General features: G+C 74.4%; 17 protein-coding genes. 5 read left to right on the top strand and 12 right to left on the bottom strand.

Features of this window, described 5'->3' with window-relative positions; translation table 11 throughout:
• The 3 genes from MNY60_RS06015 to MNY60_RS06005 form a co-directional block, all read right to left on the bottom strand.
• Positions 1-291 (bottom strand): hypothetical protein, encoded by a 291-nt coding sequence (locus MNY60_RS06015; protein WP_242360203.1) that lies wholly within the window; start codon positions 289-291, stop codon positions 1-3.
• A 680-nt stretch (positions 292-971) separates the two neighbouring features.
• A complete protein-coding gene (locus tag MNY60_RS06010) occupies positions 972-2,006 on the bottom strand; it encodes a rod shape-determining protein (RefSeq protein WP_011984441.1) in 1,035 nt (344 codons plus the stop codon).
• Between the two features lie 54 nt (positions 2,007-2,060).
• Positions 2,061-4,118: a S9 family peptidase gene (locus MNY60_RS06005; protein ID WP_242360202.1), complete on the bottom strand. Its 2,058-nt coding sequence runs from the start codon at positions 4,116-4,118 to the stop codon at positions 2,061-2,063.
• A 92-nt stretch (positions 4,119-4,210) separates the two neighbouring features.
• Between MNY60_RS06005 and MNY60_RS06000 the strand changes: the two genes are divergently transcribed.
• Complete coding sequence (locus tag MNY60_RS06000) at positions 4,211-6,955, top strand: protein kinase (RefSeq protein ID WP_242360201.1); 2,745 nt, start codon at positions 4,211-4,213, stop codon at positions 6,953-6,955.
• 102 nt (positions 6,956-7,057) lie between these two features.
• Here MNY60_RS06000 and rplI read toward each other — a convergent pair whose 3' ends face one another.
• The 9 genes from rplI to MNY60_RS05955 all read right to left on the bottom strand — a co-directional run bounded on the left by rplI (position 7,058) and on the right by MNY60_RS05955 (position 13,928).
• Positions 7,058-7,507, bottom strand: coding sequence for a 50S ribosomal protein L9 (rplI, locus tag MNY60_RS05995; protein WP_242341164.1), 450 nt, complete (start codon positions 7,505-7,507; stop codon positions 7,058-7,060).
• A gap of 13 nt (positions 7,508-7,520) precedes the next feature.
• Complete coding sequence (rpsR, locus tag MNY60_RS05990; RefSeq protein WP_242341165.1) at positions 7,521-7,940, bottom strand: 30S ribosomal protein S18; 420 nt, start codon at positions 7,938-7,940, stop codon at positions 7,521-7,523.
• A gap of 3 nt (positions 7,941-7,943) precedes the next feature.
• Positions 7,944-8,393 carry a 30S ribosomal protein S6 gene (locus tag MNY60_RS05985; RefSeq protein ID WP_242341166.1) on the bottom strand — a complete coding sequence of 150 codons (450 nt, stop codon included), beginning with the start codon at positions 8,391-8,393 and terminating at the stop codon, positions 7,944-7,946.
• Positions 8,394-8,500: 107 nt separating this feature from the next.
• Positions 8,501-9,079: an aminoacyl-tRNA hydrolase gene (gene pth, locus MNY60_RS05980; protein WP_242341167.1), complete on the bottom strand. Its 579-nt coding sequence runs from the start codon at positions 9,077-9,079 to the stop codon at positions 8,501-8,503.
• An 8-nt stretch (positions 9,080-9,087) separates the two neighbouring features.
• Complete coding sequence (locus MNY60_RS05975; RefSeq protein WP_242341168.1) at positions 9,088-9,795, bottom strand: 50S ribosomal protein L25/general stress protein Ctc; 708 nt, start codon at positions 9,793-9,795, stop codon at positions 9,088-9,090.
• Between the two features lie 217 nt (positions 9,796-10,012).
• Positions 10,013-10,978 (bottom strand): ribose-phosphate pyrophosphokinase, encoded by a 966-nt coding sequence (locus tag MNY60_RS05970; protein ID WP_242341169.1) that lies wholly within the window; start codon positions 10,976-10,978, stop codon positions 10,013-10,015.
• A gap of 141 nt (positions 10,979-11,119) precedes the next feature.
• On the bottom strand, positions 11,120-11,419 hold the full coding sequence (gene spoVG, locus MNY60_RS05965; protein ID WP_242341170.1) for a septation regulator SpoVG: 300 nt from the start codon (positions 11,417-11,419) through the stop codon (positions 11,120-11,122).
• Positions 11,386-12,288: a 4-(cytidine 5'-diphospho)-2-C-methyl-D-erythritol kinase gene (gene ispE, locus MNY60_RS05960; protein WP_242341171.1), complete on the bottom strand. Its 903-nt coding sequence runs from the start codon at positions 12,286-12,288 to the stop codon at positions 11,386-11,388. The genes spoVG and ispE overlap by 34 nt, the downstream gene beginning before the upstream one ends.
• 80 nt (positions 12,289-12,368) lie before the next feature.
• A complete protein-coding gene (locus MNY60_RS05955) occupies positions 12,369-13,928 on the bottom strand; it encodes a carboxypeptidase M32 (protein ID WP_242341172.1) in 1,560 nt (519 codons plus the stop codon).
• A gap of 54 nt (positions 13,929-13,982) precedes the next feature.
• Here MNY60_RS05955 and MNY60_RS05950 point away from each other — a divergent pair, with 54 nt between their 5' ends.
• The 4 genes from MNY60_RS05950 to MNY60_RS05935 form a co-directional block, all read left to right on the top strand.
• Positions 13,983-14,798 carry a uracil phosphoribosyltransferase gene (locus MNY60_RS05950; RefSeq protein WP_242360200.1) on the top strand — a complete coding sequence of 272 codons (816 nt, stop codon included), beginning with the start codon at positions 13,983-13,985 and terminating at the stop codon, positions 14,796-14,798.
• Positions 14,791-15,318, top strand: coding sequence for a hypoxanthine phosphoribosyltransferase (gene hpt / locus MNY60_RS05945; protein WP_242341174.1), 528 nt, complete (start codon positions 14,791-14,793; stop codon positions 15,316-15,318). Before MNY60_RS05950 ends, hpt begins: the two co-directional genes overlap by 8 nt.
• Positions 15,319-15,449: 131 nt before the next feature.
• The gene (locus MNY60_RS05940) at positions 15,450-16,232 is read left to right on the top strand and encodes a hypothetical protein (protein WP_242341175.1); all 783 of its coding nucleotides are present in this window, start codon (positions 15,450-15,452) and stop codon (positions 16,230-16,232) included.
• A 144-nt stretch (positions 16,233-16,376) separates the two neighbouring features.
• Positions 16,377-17,148 (top strand): bifunctional 2-polyprenyl-6-hydroxyphenol methylase/3-demethylubiquinol 3-O-methyltransferase UbiG (locus tag MNY60_RS05935; RefSeq protein WP_242360199.1); only part of this gene is annotated, 772 nt, incomplete at its 3' end.

Genomic DNA, 17,148 nt, shown 5'->3' with positions numbered 1-17,148 from the left:
TCATAATGAGCGCGGCGCGAGATAGCCTGTCAGTGCGAGCGCCACCGCCGAGAAAGCCTGCAGCACGCCCGCGAGCCCCGCCGGGATGGGTCCGACGAGGACGATCCAGAGCGACATCCCACACGCGACCACCGCGAGGCTCGCGTGCACACGCTGGCGCCGTGCCGCCGGCGACGGGTCCGCCGCGCCCGCCGCGACGGGCATCCCCACCACCGCCGCGAACGTCGCGACGAACAGGCCGAATCCGACCAGCGCGACCTCGCTCTCCGGCACGGCCGCCGACACGAGCACGCCGAACGCCGCCGCCGCGAGCGCCGGGAGCGAGGCGAGCGCGAGCCCGGCGTTCGCGCGGCCGGCGCCGCGCGACGACGATCGCGAGGGCGGCGACCGAGAGCACCGCCCCGGCGGCGGCGCGGCGGGCGCTGCCGTGGAGCGGACCCGCCACGCGCGCGTCCTCCGCCCCGGCGAGCACCTCCAGCGGCGCGCGGTCCGCCTCGGCGAGGAGCTCCTCGCACTCGGAGAGCGGCCGCCGCGCCGCGCACATCGTGAGCGCGACGTCGCGCCTCGGCGCGCACGCAGCGCGGGTGCGCCCCGAGGCGAGGCACTCCGCGTACGCGAGCCGTGCTCCCACGTCCCGCTCCGCCGGCGGCTCGGTGGAGGCGGCGACCCCGAACGCGAAGGCGATGGCGACGACGAGCCCGGCCGCCGCGTACGCGATCGGCGATCCCTCGAGCTCGAGCGCCAGGGCCATGCGCGGGACCTAACGCCCGCGAGGCCTCGGCGCGAGACCCCTCGCCGCGCTCGACGATCCGTCAACCGGGAGGCCGCCCCGGCCTCACCGGAGACCGATCGAGACGTCACGCGGCCGCAGCGACCCTCAGGCGGAACGACCGCCGCGGCCCGAGGGCCGGCGGCGGTCGTGGAGAGAGCGCCTTCGCCAGGCGCGCTTCGTTCGGGGCGGGACGGACGAGCTACCCGTGCGCCGTGACCTGGCGCAGGATGTCCAGCTCCTCGAGCGCCTTCCCCGCGCCGATGACGACCGACGAGAGCGGGTCCTCGGCGAGGAACACCGGGAGCCCGGTCTCCTCGCGGAGCAGCACGTCGAGGTTCTTGAGCAGGGCGCCGCCGCCCGCGAGGACGATGCCGCGGTCGGCGATGTCGCCCGCGAGCTCGGGCGGGGTCCGCTCGAGCGTCACCTTCACCGCCTCGACGATTCCGTTGATGGGCTCGGAGAGCGCCTCGCGGATCTCGGAGGACGTGACGGTCAGGGTGCGCGGCACGCCGGCGACGAGGTCGCGCCCCTTGATGTCCATCGTGAGCTCCTCCTCGGTCGGATAGGCGGTGCCGATGCCCATCTTGATGAGCTCGGCGGTGCGCTCGCCGATGAGGAGGTTGTACTTGCGCTTGATGTGCTGGATGATCGCCTCGTCCATCTTGTCGCCGGCGATGCGCACCGAGCGGCTGTAGACGATCCCACCGAGCGAGATCACCGCGACGTCGGAGGTGCCGCCGCCGATGTCGACGATCATGTTGCCCGAGGGCTCGGTGATGGGCAGGCCCGCCCCGATCGCCGCCGCCATGGGCTGCTCGATGAGGTAGACCTCGCGCGCGCCCGCGCTCTCGGCCGCCTCGCGCACCGCGCGCTTCTCCACCTCGGTGATCCCCGAGGGGATGCCGATGATGATGCGCGGCTTCACGAAGCTCTTCCGGTTGTGCGCGCTCTGGATGAAGTACTTGAGCATCGCCGCCGTGACCTCGAAGTCGGCGATGACTCCGTCCTTCATCGGGCGGATGGCGACGATGTTCCCGGGCGTGCGCCCGAGCATCTCCTTCGCCTCCTTGCCCACGGCGAGGACCTTGCGGCCGCCGCGCGCGTCCTGCTGGACGGCGACGACGCTGGGCTCGTTCGAGACGATGCCCATGCCGCGGATGTAGATGAGGGTGTTCGCGGTCCCGAGATCGATCGCGAGATCGCGCGACAGCATGTTGTGAAGCCAGTTGAGCACGGCGGGGTCCGGATTATGGCAGGGCGGGTTCGAACGGCAAGCGGTTTCGGGAGGTTAGCGCGCCTTCGCGGACAGGTTCGCCGCGGGGCCGATGTGCTCGTCGAGCCACCCGAGCACAACATCGTAGAACACTCTCGCATTCTTCGGCTTGGAGACCCAATGCCCTTCGTCGGGGAATGCGAGGAGCTTCGAAGGGATCCCGCGCCGCTGCAGGGCCGTGAAGGCCGCGTAGCCCTGGTCGACGCCGGTGCGGTAGTCGAGCTCGCCCACCGAGACGAGGGTGGGCGTGTGCCAGCGCTGCACGAAGCGAGAGGGCGAGAACTTCTGGTAGTCGCCCGGCTGCTCGAACGGCGTCCCGCCGAACTCCCACTCCGGAAACCACAGCTCCTCGGTCCGGTAGAAGAAGGCTTCCAGGTCGAAGATCCCGGCGTGCGAGACGAGGCAGCGGAAGCGGTCGGTCTGGCCGTTCAGCCAGTGAACCATGTAGCCGCCGTAGCTCGCGCCCGCGGCACACATGCGCTCACCGTCCACCGTGCCTAGGGCGATGGCGGCATCGACGAGGGCCATTAGGTCCTCGTAGGGCTTGCCGCCCCAGTCGCGCGAGACGGCGTCCACGTAGGCCTGCCCGTAGCCGGTCGAGCCGCGCGGGTTCGGCAGCACCACCGCGTAGCCGCGCGCCGCGTACAGCATGGCGTTCCAGCGCGAGGTCCAGGCGTCGTTCCAGGCGCCCTGCGGTCCCCCGTGGACGAGCACCGCCGCCGGGTGGCGCTCGCCGTCGCGGTGGCCGGCGGGGAGGACGATCCAGCCGAACACCTTCGTGCCGTCCTTCGAGATCGCCTCGAGCGGCCGCAGCATCGGGCGCGCGACGCCGGCGAGCGCGTCCGCGGCGAGCCGCGTGCGCTCCGCCCAGCGCGCCTTGCCCGGTGCTCCCTCCAGCACCGCGACCTCGGGCGGGGCGGAGATCCCGTCCACGAGCGCCGCGGCGCGCGTCCCGTCGGCCGAGTACGAGACCGACTGGACGTTCACGCGCGGCCTTCCGCCGAGCGCCGGTGTGCCGGCGAGCTTCGCGATCTTCCCGCTCCGGACGTCCACCTCGTAGAGCTCGTGGTAGCCGGAGGTGAGCGCCGCGAACCGCAGCGCCGCGCCGCCCCGCGCCCAGTGGAGGTCGCTCGCCGAGAGCTCCGTGCCGGCGGTGAGGTCGCGGGCGTCCTTGCCGTCCGTCCCGGCCACCATCACCCGGAAGCGGTCCGACTCGTAGCCGCCGCGCGCCTGCGAGAGCCAGGCGATCCGGTTGCCGTCGGGGGAGGGACGCGGGCTCGCGTCCCAGCCCGGCCCGCTCGTCACGCGGCGGGCCTCGCCGCCCGCGAGCGGCACCGCGAAGACGTCCGCGTTGGTGGAGGCCGCCTCGAGCGGGTCGGCGACGGAGGTGAAGTAGAGCGTCTTCCCGTCGGGCGAGACCGCGAGATCGTCCACGCCGCCGCGGACGGCGGGCGGCGCGTCGCGATCGCCCGGCGTGAGGTCCGCGGGCGCGCCGCCGTCGAGTGGCACCCTGAGGACGTGCGTGCGCAGCCGCTCGCGCCACTCGTTCCAGTGCCGGAACAGGAGACGGGTCGCGAGGCGCGGCTTGCCCTTCGCCTCCGCCTCCGCCCTGGCTGCGCAGGCGGCGTCGGCGCCGCAGCGCGGGTCCACGTCCGCGGTGACGAGGAGCGAGGCGCCGTCCGGCGCCCAGAGCAGCTCGCTCACACCGCCGGGCAGGTCGCTCACCGGCCGGATCTCACCCGAGGCGAGGTCCACCACGTGCGCCTGGGGGGTACCGCCGCGCGTCGAGACGAAGGCGAGCCGCTTGCCATCCGGAGAGAAGCGCGGTGAGGAGATGCGCTCGTCACGATCGGTGAGCTGCCGCCGCACGCCGCCCGCCGCGGGGACGACGTAGAGGGCCGAGGAGATCTTGTCGCCCGCCCGGTCGAGTCGCCCCACCGTGAAGGCGACCCGGGCGCCGTCCGGCGAGAGCTCGGGCGCTCCGACGCGCGGGAGCGCCACGAGGTCGTCCACCGTGAACGGCCGGGGCGCGGCCGTGGCCACGACGAGCGCGGCGAGGGCGGAGGTCAGCATGGAGCGCCCTTCTACCACGTGCGCCCGCCACGTCCGAACGGCGCGGAGAGCTTTGCGGGGGCGGGCTCGCGCGCTACGCTCCGGCGCGAGCGATGGCGCGTCGCAAGCCCGCCCCGGAGCCCCCTGTGGCCTGCGCCCGCTGCGGGCACCTCGCCGATCCCTCGCGCGGGAGCGCGAACTTCTGCACGGCCTGCGGGGAGCCTCTCCGCGCGGGCGCGACCGGCGCGCGCGGCACCGGCCGCCGCCGCGGGAAGGATGGGGTCGTCGCCGACCGCTACCGGCTCGTCGAGCTCCTCGGCGAGGGCGGGATGGGCCGGGTCTACAAGGCCGAGCACATCCGCATGGGGAAGACGCTCGCGCTGAAGCTCCTGCGGGAGGACTTCGCCCGGGAGCCCACCGCGGCGGAGCGGTTCCTCGCGGAGGCGCGGGCGGTGTCGCGGCTGTCGCACCCGCACACCCTCGCGGTCTTCGACTTCGGCGAGGTCGGCCGGCAGGGCGGCCTGTACCTCGCCATGGAGTACGTGCCGGGCGAGGATCTCGCCGCGGCGCTCGCGCGGAGCGGACCGTTCCCCGAGGCGCGCGCCCGCGAGGTCGGCCAGCAGGTCCTCGGCTCGCTCGCCGAGGCGCACGACGCCGGCGTCGTCCACCGGGACGTGAAGCCCGCCAACGTGATGCTCATGCGCACGCGGGGGGGCGAGGACTTCGTGAAGGTCCTCGACTTCGGCATCGCCTCCCTCCGCGACGACTTCGCGGGCGGCGCCGACGCCGGCGCCGGCGCCATTCTGGGCACGCCCGCGTACCTCGCCCCCGAGCAGGCCCGCGGCTCCGCGCTCGATGGCCGCGCCGATCTGTACGCCCTGGGGTGCGTGCTCTACGAGCTCGTCGCGGGCCGGCCGCCGTTCGTGGCGCCGAGCCCGATGGCGGTCGTAAAGGCGCACCTGTCGCAGGAGCCGCCGCCGCTCGCCTCCCTGGCGCCGGGCGTGTCGCGCGCCTTCGCGGACGTCGTGCACCGCGCGCTCGCGAAGCGCCCTCAGGATCGCTTCCCCTCCGCCGACGCCATGCGCGCGGCGCTCCTCGCGCTCGCCGCGCCCGCCGGCCGCGCCCGCACGACCGCGCGGGAGCTCGAGGGCGACCTCGACCTCGCGAGCCGCGAGGACTTCGACGCCCTCGGCAGGCAGGTACGCGCGCTGCGCGCGGGGCGGCTGGCGCCGCTCGCGCTCGCAGGGAGCCTGGCGGTGCTCGCCGCGGGCGCCGCGCTCGCCTGGCGCTGGGACGGTGCGTACGCCCTGCTCGCCGCCCGCGCGCCGTCGCTCGCGGCGGCGCTGCCCGGCGCGCTCCGGCCCGACCTGCCCTTCGACGGGCGCGAGCACGAGCCGAACGACCGGCCCGAGCAGGCGAACCCGCTCCCGCTCCCCGCCGGCCCGGAGGGCGCGACGGAGCTCCTCGGCCGGGTGGGGGAGCGGCGCGGGCGCGAGCTGGGGGACGCGGACGTGTTCCGCGTGGAGGTGCCCGACGCGGGGCCGCGCACGGCGCTCGAGGCGGAGTGGACGGGCGCGGACGCCGGCGCGGGCCTCCCCGGCCTCGACGTGGCGCTCACGCTCCACCGCGCGCCCGACGAAGCCGCGGGAGGCGAGGCGCCGCTCGTGGCGCAGGTGGATCGCGGCGGGCCGGGCGGCGCGGAGCGGCTCGTCGCGGCGGTCTCGCGGGGCACCTATTACCTCGCGGTGCGCGAGCGGCACGCGCCCGGGGCGCCGCCCGTCGAGCGGCCCGAGCACGACTACCGGCTGAGGGTGCGGCTCGTCGAGGCGAGGCCGGGCGAGGAGCTCGAGCCCGACGAGCCGCCGGCGCCCGGCGCGGCAGCGGCGGAGTGGGCCGTCCTCGCGGCCCGCAACCCGCTCCGGCCGGGAGCGCCGCTCCGCGGGGAGACCTCGACCGACGACCCCGACGTGCTCGCCGCCGAGGTGGCGGGTGCGCCGGCGCTCGTCGCGCTCGTCCCGGATCCCGGCGTCGCGCTCGAGGTGCGCGCCCCGGCCCACGGCCCCGCTGCCGCTGCCTCGGAGGCGCTGGCGGAGGGCCTCTCCGCGCCCGGCGGATCGCCGCTCCTCGTTTCGCTCGCGCCCGTGCCCGTGCCGGCCGCGCCGGTGCTGCTCGAGGTCTCTGCCCTCGAGGACGCGGGCGGGTACACGGCCCTCGCGCTCGGCACGGACGCGGCCTCGGGCGAGGCGGCCCTCGCGCTCGTGCGCGCGCTCGCCGGCGCATCGCGCGCCGCGCCGGCGCTCGAGCTCGCCGCCGCCTACGCGGAGGAGCTGCCGAGAGCCGCCGCGCGCGACGCCGTGCTGCTCGAGGCGGGACGCATCGCCGAGGCCGCGGCCGCGAGCCTCGCGCCGGAGGGCGTCGCGGCGTACGACGCCGCCGCCCGGCGGCTCGGCGAGGCGCTCTTCGAGGCGGCGGACGGCAAGGTCCGCTACCTCGCCGCGTTCGAGCGGAGGATCGGCGGCGCGGGACCGCTCGCGGAAGAGGCGGCGCTCCGGGCCATCGCGCTCGCGCCGCCCTGCGGCGCGGAGGAGGTCTGGGCGAGGGCGGAGGCGGTCCTCTCGCGCGCGCCCGCGCCGGCTCCGGAGCGCGCCGCCACCGCCCGCGTGCTCGCCGCGCGCGCCGCGGAGGAGCTGCTCCGCGCGGCGCCGGCGGACCCGGCGCTCCGGGTACGCGCGGCGGACGCGTGGCGCGCCGTCGCCGTCGCCGTGGCCGGGGGGCCGGACTCCGCCCTCTCGAGCGCGCGCGCCGCCGCGATCGACGCGGGCGAGCTGCCGCCGGACGCCGGGCCCCTCTGCCGCTGAGGGAGCCTCCTCGATGGCGCGGGGCGCGGCGCGTGGCCGAAAACGAGGAGAGGGCCGGCCCCTGAGGACCGGCCCTCTCGATGAGGCGGTGCGGGCGAGCGGTTACGCCGGCTCGGCCTCGACCTTCACCTTGGCCTTGCCGACCACCTCGCTGTGGAGCTTCACGGGGACCTCGAAGTCGCCCGTGGTCTTGATCGGCTCGGAGAGATCGATCGAGCGGCGGTCGATCTGCAGGCCGCGCGCGGCGAGGGCCTCGGCGACGTCCATCGCCGTGACCGAGCCGTAGAGCTTGTCCTGCTCGCCGACCTTGCGCACGAGGGTGATGGGCGTCTCGGCGAGCCGCTTCGCGACGGCCTGCGCGCTCGCCTTCATCTTGGCGGCCTTGGCCGTCGCGATGGCCTTCTGGTGCTCGAGCTCGCGGACGTTCTTCGGGTTCGCGAGGACCGCGAGGCCGCGGGGGAGCAGGAAGTTGCGCCCGTAGCCGGGCTTCACTTCCACGAGCTCGCCGCCCTTGCCCAGGTTCTCGACGTCTTCACGGAGGATGAGCTTCATCGCCGGCCTCCCTTTACATCCCGCCCACGGTGTAGGGCAGGATCGCGAGCATGCGGCCGCGCTTCACGGCGGTGGCCACCTCGCGCTGGTGCTTCGCGCAGTTCCCGCTGATGCGGCGGGGGATGATCTTGCCGCGCTCGGTCAGGAAGTACTTCATCTGCGACTGGTCCTTGTAGTCGACCTTCAGCGTCTTGTCGGCGCAGAACCGGCAGACCTTGCGCCGGCCGAAGCCGCGCCGCCCACCGCCCTCGTCGCCGCCGCGATCGTCGCGATCGCCCCGGTCGCCGCGATCCCCGCGGTCGCCGCCGCGCGAGCCGAAGCCCCCGCCGCCGCCGCCACCACCGCCGAACCCGCCGCCGCCGAAGCCGCCACCGCTCCGAGGACCGCCGAACCCACCGCTGCTCTTCGGACCACCCATGTCAGGACGTGCCATGGCCTATTCCTCCGCCTCGGGCGCCTCGGCCTCGAACGGCTCCTCGCCGGGCACGAACTCACCGCGCTCCTCGCGCGGCTTCTGCTCGTCCTCGACGGCCTGGATCTTCACGTCGGCCTCGACCTGGCGGGCGTCGAAGTCCACGCCGTCGGCGACCTTCACCGACTGGAACTTCTGCACCACGTCGATCATCTTCAGGTTGCGCTCGAGCTCCGCCACCAGGCCAGGCTGGCCGATGTACAGGACGTGCATGTAGAGCGCCTTCGGGTTCTTGCCGACCGGGAACGCGGTCTTCCGCTTGCCCTGGTTGGTGAACCGGATGACCTTGCCGCTCTCGCGCGTCACGACGCCGCGCAGGCGCTCCTTGATCTCCTCCACCTGATCGTCCGGCGTCTCCGCCTTGAGCAGGTAGATGGTCTCGTACTCGCGTACGAGCTTCCTCGTCTCCGCCATGTCGCTCCCCTCGGGTCTGAAAGCGGCGGTTCGCCCGCCGCGAGGAGTCGTCTCCGTCTCCGCCGCCCGGCCCCATGCCGGTCGGCGGGTGCTGCAGGAGAGTGCTGCTATCCCGCCGCGCTCGCGCGGCGGTTCACCTGGTTCATCGCCTTCGCCGCGCCCAGCTCGACGACGAGCCGGGTGGCGTCGGTGGCGCGCACGAGGCAGTCCTCGAGCTCCGCCTCGTCGCCCTTCGAGAACCGGCCGAGCACGTAGTCGGCCGGGTCCATCCGCGGCGGCGGCCGGCCCACGCCGACGCGCACGCGCGCGTAGTCGGGGCCGCCCACGTGGGCGTTCACGCTCTTCAGGCCGTTGTGCCCGCCGTGACCGCCCCCGACCTTGAGCTGGATCCGGAAGGGGTCGAGCTCGAGGTCGTCATGCACGACGACGAGGTCCTCGCGCCCGAGCTTCCAGAAGTGGAGCGCGGGCCCGACGGCCTCGCCGGAGTGGTTCATGTAGGTCTGGGGCTTCATGATCCAGACCCGCTCGCCGCCCGCCCGCCCCTCCGCCAGCTCGGAGGCGAACTTGCGGAGGGTGAACTCGGCCCCGAGGGCGAGCGCGAGCCGGTCGGCAACGAGGAAGCCGACGTTGTGGCGCGTGCGCGCGTAGTCGGGGCCGGGGTTCCCAAGGCCGACGACGAGCTTCAAGGGCGTGCCTACTTCTTCGCGCCCTTGGCCTCGGGCTTCTTGCCCTCGGCCGCAGGAGCGGCGGCGCCCGCAGCCGCGGGGGCCGCGCCCGCCGGGGCGGCAGCGCCCTCGGCCGGAGCCGCGCCCGGAACGGCGGCCGCCACCGGGGCGACGACCTCCTCCTTCTCCGGCACGGCGACGAACGCGATCACGTAGTCGGTCGTGAACTTGAACTTGCACCCCTCGGGCGGGGTCAGCTCCGAGACGTGGATCGAGGCGCCGATCTTGAGGTTCGTGACGTCGACCTCGATCCGCACCGGGATCTTCGCCGGGAGCGCCTCGAGCACGATCTCGTGCGTCGCGAGCGAGAGGATGCCGCCCTCCGCCTGGCCGGCCGCGCGGCCGGTCGTGACGACCGGCACGTCGACCTTCACCGGCTCCTCGAGGCTCACCTCGAGGAAGTCGGCGTGCTCGAGCTTCCGCGAGACGGGATCGACCGCCCAGTCCTTGAAGAGGACGTGCTTGTCGCTGCCGTCCAGCTTCAGGGTGAGGAGGGTGTTGAACTTGTGAGGGGTCTCGATCGCCTTGAGGAGCGCGCTGGGATCCACCGCGAGGTGGGTCGGCTCCTGCTTGCGGCCATAGACGACCGCGGGGATGAGGCCCTGCTGACGCAGCCGGCGGGCGGGACCCTTGCCCTTGCCCTCGCGGCGCTGCGCGTTGACGATGATGTCGGCCATTCTCGTCCTCCCAATGGACTCGGGCCGCTCCGATCGGGGAGCGGAGCGCGAGGGGCCGCCGGATGAGCGTGCCGGCCCTGGGTGGTGTGAGGGCCCCCGACCTTCCGGGAGCCACGGGAGCGCGGGTGATTACCGGAAACCCCGCGGCGAGTCAAGAGGTTCGGGGCGGTTTACCGTCGGGGGCCCCGCCGAGCAGGGGCGGGGGCGCAGCCCCCGCTTAGACAAACAAACTCGACAGCGAGTCGGCCGAGTGGATCCGGCGCATGGCCTCGGCGAGGAGCCCCGCGACCGAGAGCGCGCGGATCTTCCGGCACGCCTCGGCCTCCGGGCGGAGGGTGATCGTGTCGGTCACCACGACCTCCTCGATCGGGCTCTTCACGATCCGCTCGACGGCCGGGCCGGAGAGCACCGCGTGCGTCGCGTACGCGTAGACCTTGAGCGCGCCCTTGTCCATGAGCGCGTTCGCCGCCTGGGTGAGCGTGCCGGCGGTGTCGATCATGTCGTCGAGGAGCACGGCGATCTTCCCCTGCACCTCGCCGATGACGTTCATGATCTCGGCGACGTTCGGCTTCGTGCGCCGCTTGTCGATGATGCCGAGGGTGGACCCGAGCCGCTTCGCGTAGGCGCGGGCGCGCTCCACGCCGCCGGCGTCCGGCGAGACGACCACCACGTTCTGGGTGTCGCCGTCGAAGCGCTTGCGCATGTGCTCGACGAGCACGGGCGCGGCGTAGAGGTGGTCGAACGGCACGTTGAAGAAGCCCTGGATCTGGCCGGCGTGCATGTCCATCGAGACGACGCGCGTCGCGCCCGCCGCCACGAGGAGGTCCGCGACGAGCTTCGCGGTGATGGGCGAGCGCGAGGCGACCTTCCGGTCCTGCCGCGCGTACCCGTAGTAGGGCATGACGGCGGTGATGGAGCCCGCGGACGCGCGCTTCAGCGCGTCCATCATGATGAGGAGCTCCATCGCGTTCGTGTTCGCGTCCGGGGAGGTGGACTGGACGACGAACGTGTCGAGCCCGCGGACGTTCTCGCCGATCTCGACCTGGATCTCGCCGTCGGAGAAGCGCCCGACCGTCGCGTGGCCGAGGGGCCGGCCGAGCTCCTTGCAGATCGCCTCGGCGAGCTTCCGGTTCGAGTTGCCCGAGAAGACCCGGTAGTCGGGCCGATTTCCAAGGAATTGCATCGCGCGCTCCGGCGTGATCCCGCGAAGAACAGACGACGGCCCCGGGGAGGGGAGGCCGTCGGCGGCGCCACATATACCGGAACCGTCGGACGGACCCAACGGGCAAGCGCGCCGGAGCGGAAAAGCGAGACCGGCGCCGCGTCAGGCGTCGTGCGGATCGGTGCCGGTCGGGCGGGGAGCCGCCCCCTTGTGCACCTCGCGCTCGTACTGGGCGAGGATCGTCCGCTCCATCCGCTCCCGCGTCTCGGTGTTGAGCGGGTGGGCGATGTCCTTGAACGTGCCGTCCTTGCGGCGCTTCGCCGGCATCGCGATGAAGAGGCCGGTGTTGCCGTTGATCACCTTGAGGTCGCGGATGACGAAGCAGTCGTCGAGGGTGATCGTGACGTACGCCTTCAGCTTCTCTTCGTTCACGGGGAAGACGCGGACCTCGGTGATCTCCATGGCGTAACCCCCGGATGCCGTCGCACCGTCCTCGCGGCGAGGACCCTCACGTCCTGCGCGACGATCTCCTCCGCGATCGTCCGCGCCGCTCGCGCCGCCGCGTTCTTGCTGGGAAAAAGCCCGAACACGGTGGGCCCGCTTCCGGACATTATAGCGGCCGTCGCGCCGCGACCCACAAGCAGCCCCAAGAGCGTCTTCAGGGGCGGCCGCTCCGCGAGACAGGGCGGCTCGAGATCGTTCCCCGCGCGGGACGGATCGAAGCGATCGAAGCGTGGCGCGAGCCGGGGGCTGCGGCCGTGCCGCGCTGCGTCGAGCCAGCGGTAGGCGTCGCCGGCGCGGATGGCGAGCTCGGGAGCGGTCGGGTAGACGAGCACGAGGTGCTGAGGCGCCACGTCGGCCGGCGTGAGCCGCTCGCCGCGGCCCTCGGCCCACGCCGGGCCGGGGCCGAGGAAGAACGGCACGTCGGAGCCGACCTCCGCCGCGATCGACGCGAGCGCCCCGGCGTCGCGGATCCGGAACGCGCGCGCGAGGCAGCGGAGCACCGCGGCCGCGTCGGACGAGCCGCCGCCGAGGCCGGCGGTGACCGGGACTCGCTTCGCGATGCGGATGGCCACGGCGCGCTCGATCCCGAAGCGCGCGCGGAAGCGCTCCGCCGCGCGGGCGGCGAGGTTCGAGGCGCCGTCGAGCTCGGGGCGGCCCGGCACGCGGCAGGTGACCGGCCCCGCGCGTTCGCCCACCGTGACGTCCACGCGGTCGCCGAGGTCGAGCGGGACCATGAGCGAGCGGATGCCGTGGAAGCCGTCCTTCCGCGGCGGGCCGACGCGCAGGACGAGGTTCACCTTCGCAGGGGCGATCGTCTGGAGGCGCACGCGTCGCTCCTACCACAGGCGGCGCGCGCCCTGCGGCCCCGCCCGCGCGTCGCCCTGCGAAGGGCATGGCGCCACCCCGGTCAGAGCGTGAGGCCGTAGAGCGCGCCGTACTTCGTCTTCACGTAGCGTTCGAAGTCCGCGTCGGTGAGCCCCACCCCGGCCGCGTCGCGCACGATGTCCTCGGCGTCCTTGCGGCGGCCGACGCGGTAGACCTTCTCGGCGAGCCAGCGCCGCAGCGGGGCGAGATCGCCCGCGGCGATGGCGTCGTCGAGCCCGGGGAGCGCGCGCCCGGCGGCGGCGAAGAGCGTCGCGGCGTAGAGGTTGCCGAGCGTGTAGGTCGGGAAGTAGCCGAGGTCTCCCCACGCCCAGTGAATGTCCTGCAGCACCCCCTCCGCGTCGTCGCGCGGCCGGACGCCGAGGAGCGCCTCGGAGCGCGCCGCCCACGCCTCGGGGAGGTCCGACACCGCGAGCGTGCCGCGCATCATCCCGAGCTCGAGCTCGAAGCGCAGCGCGACGTGGAGGTTGTAGGTGACCTCGTCCGCCTCGACGCGCACGAGCGAGCGCTCGACGCGGTTCACCGCCCGGTGGAAGTCGGCGGGCGCGACCCCGGCGAGCTGCGGGAAGCGCGCGGCGAGCCGCGGCAGGAACGCACGCCAGAACGGAAGCGAGCGGCCGACCAGGTTCTCCCACAGGCGCGACTGCGACTCGTGGATCCCCATCGACGGCGCGGCGCAGAGCAGGGAGCGGCGGTGCTCGCCGGGGAGGTGCTGCTCGTAGAGCCCGTGGCCGGCCTCGTGGAGCGTGGAGAAGATCGCGGAGAGCGGCTGCGCCTCGTAGACGCGCGTCGTGACGCGCACGTCGCCCGGGTCGAGGCCGAGGGTGAAGGGGTGGAGCGAGCGATCCTGCCGGCCGGCCGCGGGGTCGAAGCCGAGCGCCGCGAGGAGCTCGAGGGTGAAGCCCCACTGGGCCTCGCCGTCGAAGCGGCCGGAGAGGAACCCGTCCTCGGGCGCAGGGGCCGCGTCGATCGCCGCGACGAGCGGCGAGAGCCACCCGACGAGCCGGCGGAGGATGGGCTCGAGGCGGGCGACGCGCATGCCGGGCTCGTAGCCCTCGAGGAGCGCGTCGTAGGGTTCGGACGCGCCGGGGTCCGGCTGCGCCTCCGGCCTCCGCGCCAGCATGGGCATGAGCGCGTCGGCCTGCTCGCGCCGGAGCTCGACGAGCCGGGCGAGCTTGGGGGCGAAGAGGGCGAAGGCGCGCGCGTTGCGGGCCGCCTTCCAGGCGTCGACGCCTTCCGCCTGGGCCTGCGCGAGCGCGCGGACGAGGTCCTGCGGCACGCGCGCGGCGCGCTCGTGATCGAAGCGGAGCGCGCGGAGGGCGGCGGCGCGGTCGGGATCCCCGGAGGCCTCGCGCTCGGCGAGGTCGAGCGCCTCGGCGACGCGGGGCTGGGTGAGCCGCTCGTGGAGGGCGGCCTGGACCGCGGCGAGCTGGTCGCCGCGGGCGACCGCGCCCTTCGCCGGCATGAACGTCTCCTGGTCCCACTGAAGGAGGGAGACGGCGCCCCCGAGCGCCCGCACGTCGCACATGACGGCCGCGAGCGTCTCCCACGCGGCGCTCCTCGGGGCGGGGGCGGTCTCGGGCATGGCCGCTCATTTAGGCAGAGGAATCCGGGGGGACAAGCATTATGCTCCCCGCCCGTGCGAGACCGCAGCTACGACACCGTCCCGTTCCGGCTCTCCGAGATCGAGCACCGCTACGGCGAGAACGTGCACATCGTCGCGAACCCGTTCCTCCTCGGACACCTCGCGACGCTCTGCGCGAAGGAGACGCGCCAGCCCGACATCAGCCGGCTCGTGCGCATCCTCTACGAGGACCTCATCCGCACCGTCCTCAACGTCGAGTTCCCGCGCCGGCGCGTCTCGGTCCCGACGCGCATGATCGACACCTCCCCCCAGGGGATCTTCGAGGGCGAGGTCATCGACCGGGCGGTCCGCGCCGTGACGGTGAACATCGCCCGGGCGGGCGCGCTCCCGTCGCAGGTCGCCTACGACCTCCTGAACGAGACGCTGGAGCCCTCGCTCGTGCGGCAGGACCACATCATCATGAGCCGCATGCTCGGGGTGAACGAGGAGGTCGTCGGCGCCGGCATCGGGGGCATGAAGATCGGCGGGGACATCGACGAGGCGTTCCTGCTCTTCCCCGACCCGATGGGCGCGACGGGCAGCTCGCTCTCGACCGCCATCCAGACCTACAAGACGAAGGTCCCCGGCAGGCCCCGGCGGATCGTGAACATCCACCTCATCGTCACCCCGGAGTACCTCCGCACGATGACGCGGGCGCACCCCGACGTCGTCGTCTACGCGATCCGGGTGGACCGCGGCCTCTCCGCGCCGGACGTCCTCGCGACGATCCCGGGCACGCGCTGGGACGACGAGCGCGGCCTCGACGACCACCAGTACATCGTCCCCGGCGGCGGCGGCTTCGGGGAGATCCTGAACAACGCCTATGTCTAGCGGCGCGGGCAAGGTCGACGTCCTCATCTCGCAGGCGGACCTGCAGGCGCGGGTCGCGGCGCTCGGCGCCGAGATCACGCGCGATCACGCGGGACGCTCGCTCGTGGTGGTCGGGGTGCTGAAGGGGAGCTTCATCTTCCTCGCCGACCTGGTGCGGGCGATCGACCTGCCGATCTCCATCGACTTCATCGGCATCTCCTCGTACCAGGGCACCCGCTCGACCGGGGTCGTGCAGATCACGAGCGATCTCACCCGGCCGATCGAGGGCAAGGACGTGCTCCTCGTCGAGGACATCGTCGATACCGGGCTCTCGATGCGGTACCTCCTCGACAACCTCGCGACGCGCAAGCCCGCGAGCGTGCAGGTGTGCGCGCTCCTCGAGAAGCCGTCGCGCGCGGTCGTGAAGGTGCCCATCCAGTACCGCGGCTTCGAGATCGGCGACGAGTTCGTGGTGGGCTACGGGCTGGACTGGGACGGCAAGATGCGGAACCTGCCGTTCGTGGGCGTGCCGCGGGTGTGAAGGGGTAGTCGTCATTCGTGACCGGCCGCGGGCGAGAGGCCCGCCGGCACGAGGCTCTAGCGACGGCGCGGTTCGCGGCGCGGAAGGCGATCGCGAGCGCGCGAACCGTCGCGCAGCGCGGGAGGACACTCGTGGCGGACGACACGACGAGGACGCCGCGGCGCGGCGGCGGGGCGAGGGCGGCGGTCGCGTGGGTCGCGATCGTGGGGCTCCTCGCGCTCGTCCTGTGGCTCGTCTCGGAGCGGAACGCGCGCACCTGGTACCTCGTTCCGGACGAGGGGCGCCTCGTGGTGATGCGCGGCATCCTCGCGCCCTTGGGCCGGCAGACCTTCAAGACCGCCGATCCGTCGCAGGCGCAGGCGTACGAGCCCATCGTGGCGCCCCCCGGCAAGCCGCTCCCGGCGGAGCGCGCGTTCGAGGAGCGGAGCCTGCTCGACCAGGGGATCTACGATCTCCTCTCCGGCTGGGCGCGCGAGGAGATCGCGAGCGGCGACGCGGCGCGGCTCGAGCGCGGGCTCGGCTACCTCTCCCGCGCCGAGCGGCTCGCCGGCCTCTCGCCCACGCAGCGCGAGGACCTCTCCGCGCTCCGCGCCGAGTCCGGGTTCTACGAGGCGCAGCGGCTCCTCGATCGCGCCGTCGGCGAGCTGCGCGACGCGACGGAGAAGCTGCGGCACACGGGCGCCTCGCGCTCCGCCCGCGCGAACGACGCGCGCGCGCTCCTTCACGACGTCGAGCCCGCGCTCGACGCCGCCTCGATCGCGCTCCGGAATGCGGCCAGCGCGCAGCGGTCCCAGCAGAGCGGGCAGGGCGCGCAGCCGGCGGCGCAGCCCGGGGCGCCGGCCCAGGCGGCCCCGACCGCGCCCGAGTCGGCCCCGGCACCGCCATCGGGGGAGTCGGGCGGCGAGAAGCGCTAGGTCCGCGCCGTGGCGGGGCCGCCGCCCCGAGGTGCGCACACCTCCGCTCCTCTCCGACCCCCGCGCTCCCCGCGGGCCGCCCGCCTAAGCGCCGCGGGCCCCGCCGCCGGACGCCCGGGGCCGGGGTGGTAACATCGCCGCGCCATGGCCCCCTTTCACGCGCGCAACGGCGCGGGCGATCTGCTCGCGCGCTACAGCTTCATCGAGCCGCTCCTCGCCGGCCGCCGCGTGCTGGAGATCGGCGCGGCGGCGGCCTCCGACGGCGCGACCGCGCTGTTCCTCGCCGAGCGCGGGGCGGCGGCGGTCCTCTCCATCGCGCCGAGCGAGCCGGAGCTCGCCGCCGCGCGCGAGGCCGGGCACCACCCGTTCGTGCAGTTCCGCGCCGCCGAGCCCGAGGCGCTGCGGGCCGGCACCTTCGACCTCGTGCTCGTCGCCGACGGGAGCGCGCTCGCGCGCGAGCCGGCCCGCGTCGCGACGCTCCGGCGCCTCCTCGCGCCCGGCGGCCGCCTCGTGACCGCGATCGCGGCCGGGGGCACCGCGCTCGCCGATCTCGGCGGCGAGCCGGCCGCGCCCGAGGCGCCGCCCTACGAGGCCTTCGTCGCGACGCTCGCGGACGAGTTCGCCCTCGTGGAGGTCGCCACGCAGTCGGCGACCGTCGGCTACGTGCTCGCGCTCGCGAGCGCCGGCGAGGACGAGCCGGACATCGCGATGGACGGCACGGCACGCTCGCCGGGACGCCCGAGACCGCCGCCTACGTCGCCATCTGCGGCGACGAGCCGTGCGGGCTCGGCGGCCTGTCGGTGGTGGCGCTCCCGGTGCGGCCGCTCGCGGACGGCGCGCGCGGCGCCGCCGGGACCGCGCGGGCCGCCGCGGATGCGCTCGCGACCGCCGAGGCGCAGCGCGCCCTCGCCGCGGG

Source organism: Anaeromyxobacter sp. SG17 (genome assembly GCF_022690695.1).
GTDB classification, from domain to species: Bacteria; Myxococcota; Myxococcia; order Myxococcales; family Anaeromyxobacteraceae; genus Anaeromyxobacter; species Anaeromyxobacter soli.
The sequence above is the reverse complement of the archived record's forward strand: the minus strand, read 5'-3'. Positions and strand labels throughout refer to the sequence as shown.

What these genes read in the sequence shown, in the direction of transcription:
- MNY60_RS06005 (WP_242360202.1), bottom strand. Translation starts at nt 4,118, where the DNA reads ATGCTGACCTCCGCCCTCGCCGCGCTCGTCGTGGCCACGGCCGCGCCC.
- MNY60_RS06000 (WP_242360201.1), top strand. Translation starts at nt 4,211, where the DNA reads ATGGCGCGTCGCAAGCCCGCCCCGGAGCCCCCTGTGGCCTGCGCCCGC.
- rplI (WP_242341164.1), bottom strand. Translation starts at nt 7,507, where the DNA reads ATGAAGCTCATCCTCCGTGAAGACGTCGAGAACCTGGGCAAGGGCGGC.
- rpsR (WP_242341165.1), bottom strand. Translation starts at nt 7,940, where the DNA reads ATGGCACGTCCTGACATGGGTGGTCCGAAGAGCAGCGGTGGGTTCGGC.
- MNY60_RS05985 (WP_242341166.1), bottom strand. Translation starts at nt 8,393, where the DNA reads ATGGCGGAGACGAGGAAGCTCGTACGCGAGTACGAGACCATCTACCTG.
- MNY60_RS05975 (WP_242341168.1), bottom strand. Translation starts at nt 9,795, where the DNA reads ATGGCCGACATCATCGTCAACGCGCAGCGCCGCGAGGGCAAGGGCAAG.
- MNY60_RS05970 (WP_242341169.1), bottom strand. Translation starts at nt 10,978, where the DNA reads ATGCAATTCCTTGGAAATCGGCCCGACTACCGGGTCTTCTCGGGCAAC.
- spoVG (WP_242341170.1), bottom strand. Translation starts at nt 11,419, where the DNA reads ATGGAGATCACCGAGGTCCGCGTCTTCCCCGTGAACGAAGAGAAGCTG.
- MNY60_RS05955 (WP_242341172.1), bottom strand. Translation starts at nt 13,928, where the DNA reads ATGCCCGAGACCGCCCCCGCCCCGAGGAGCGCCGCGTGGGAGACGCTC.
- hpt (WP_242341174.1), top strand. Translation starts at nt 14,791, where the DNA reads ATGTCTAGCGGCGCGGGCAAGGTCGACGTCCTCATCTCGCAGGCGGAC.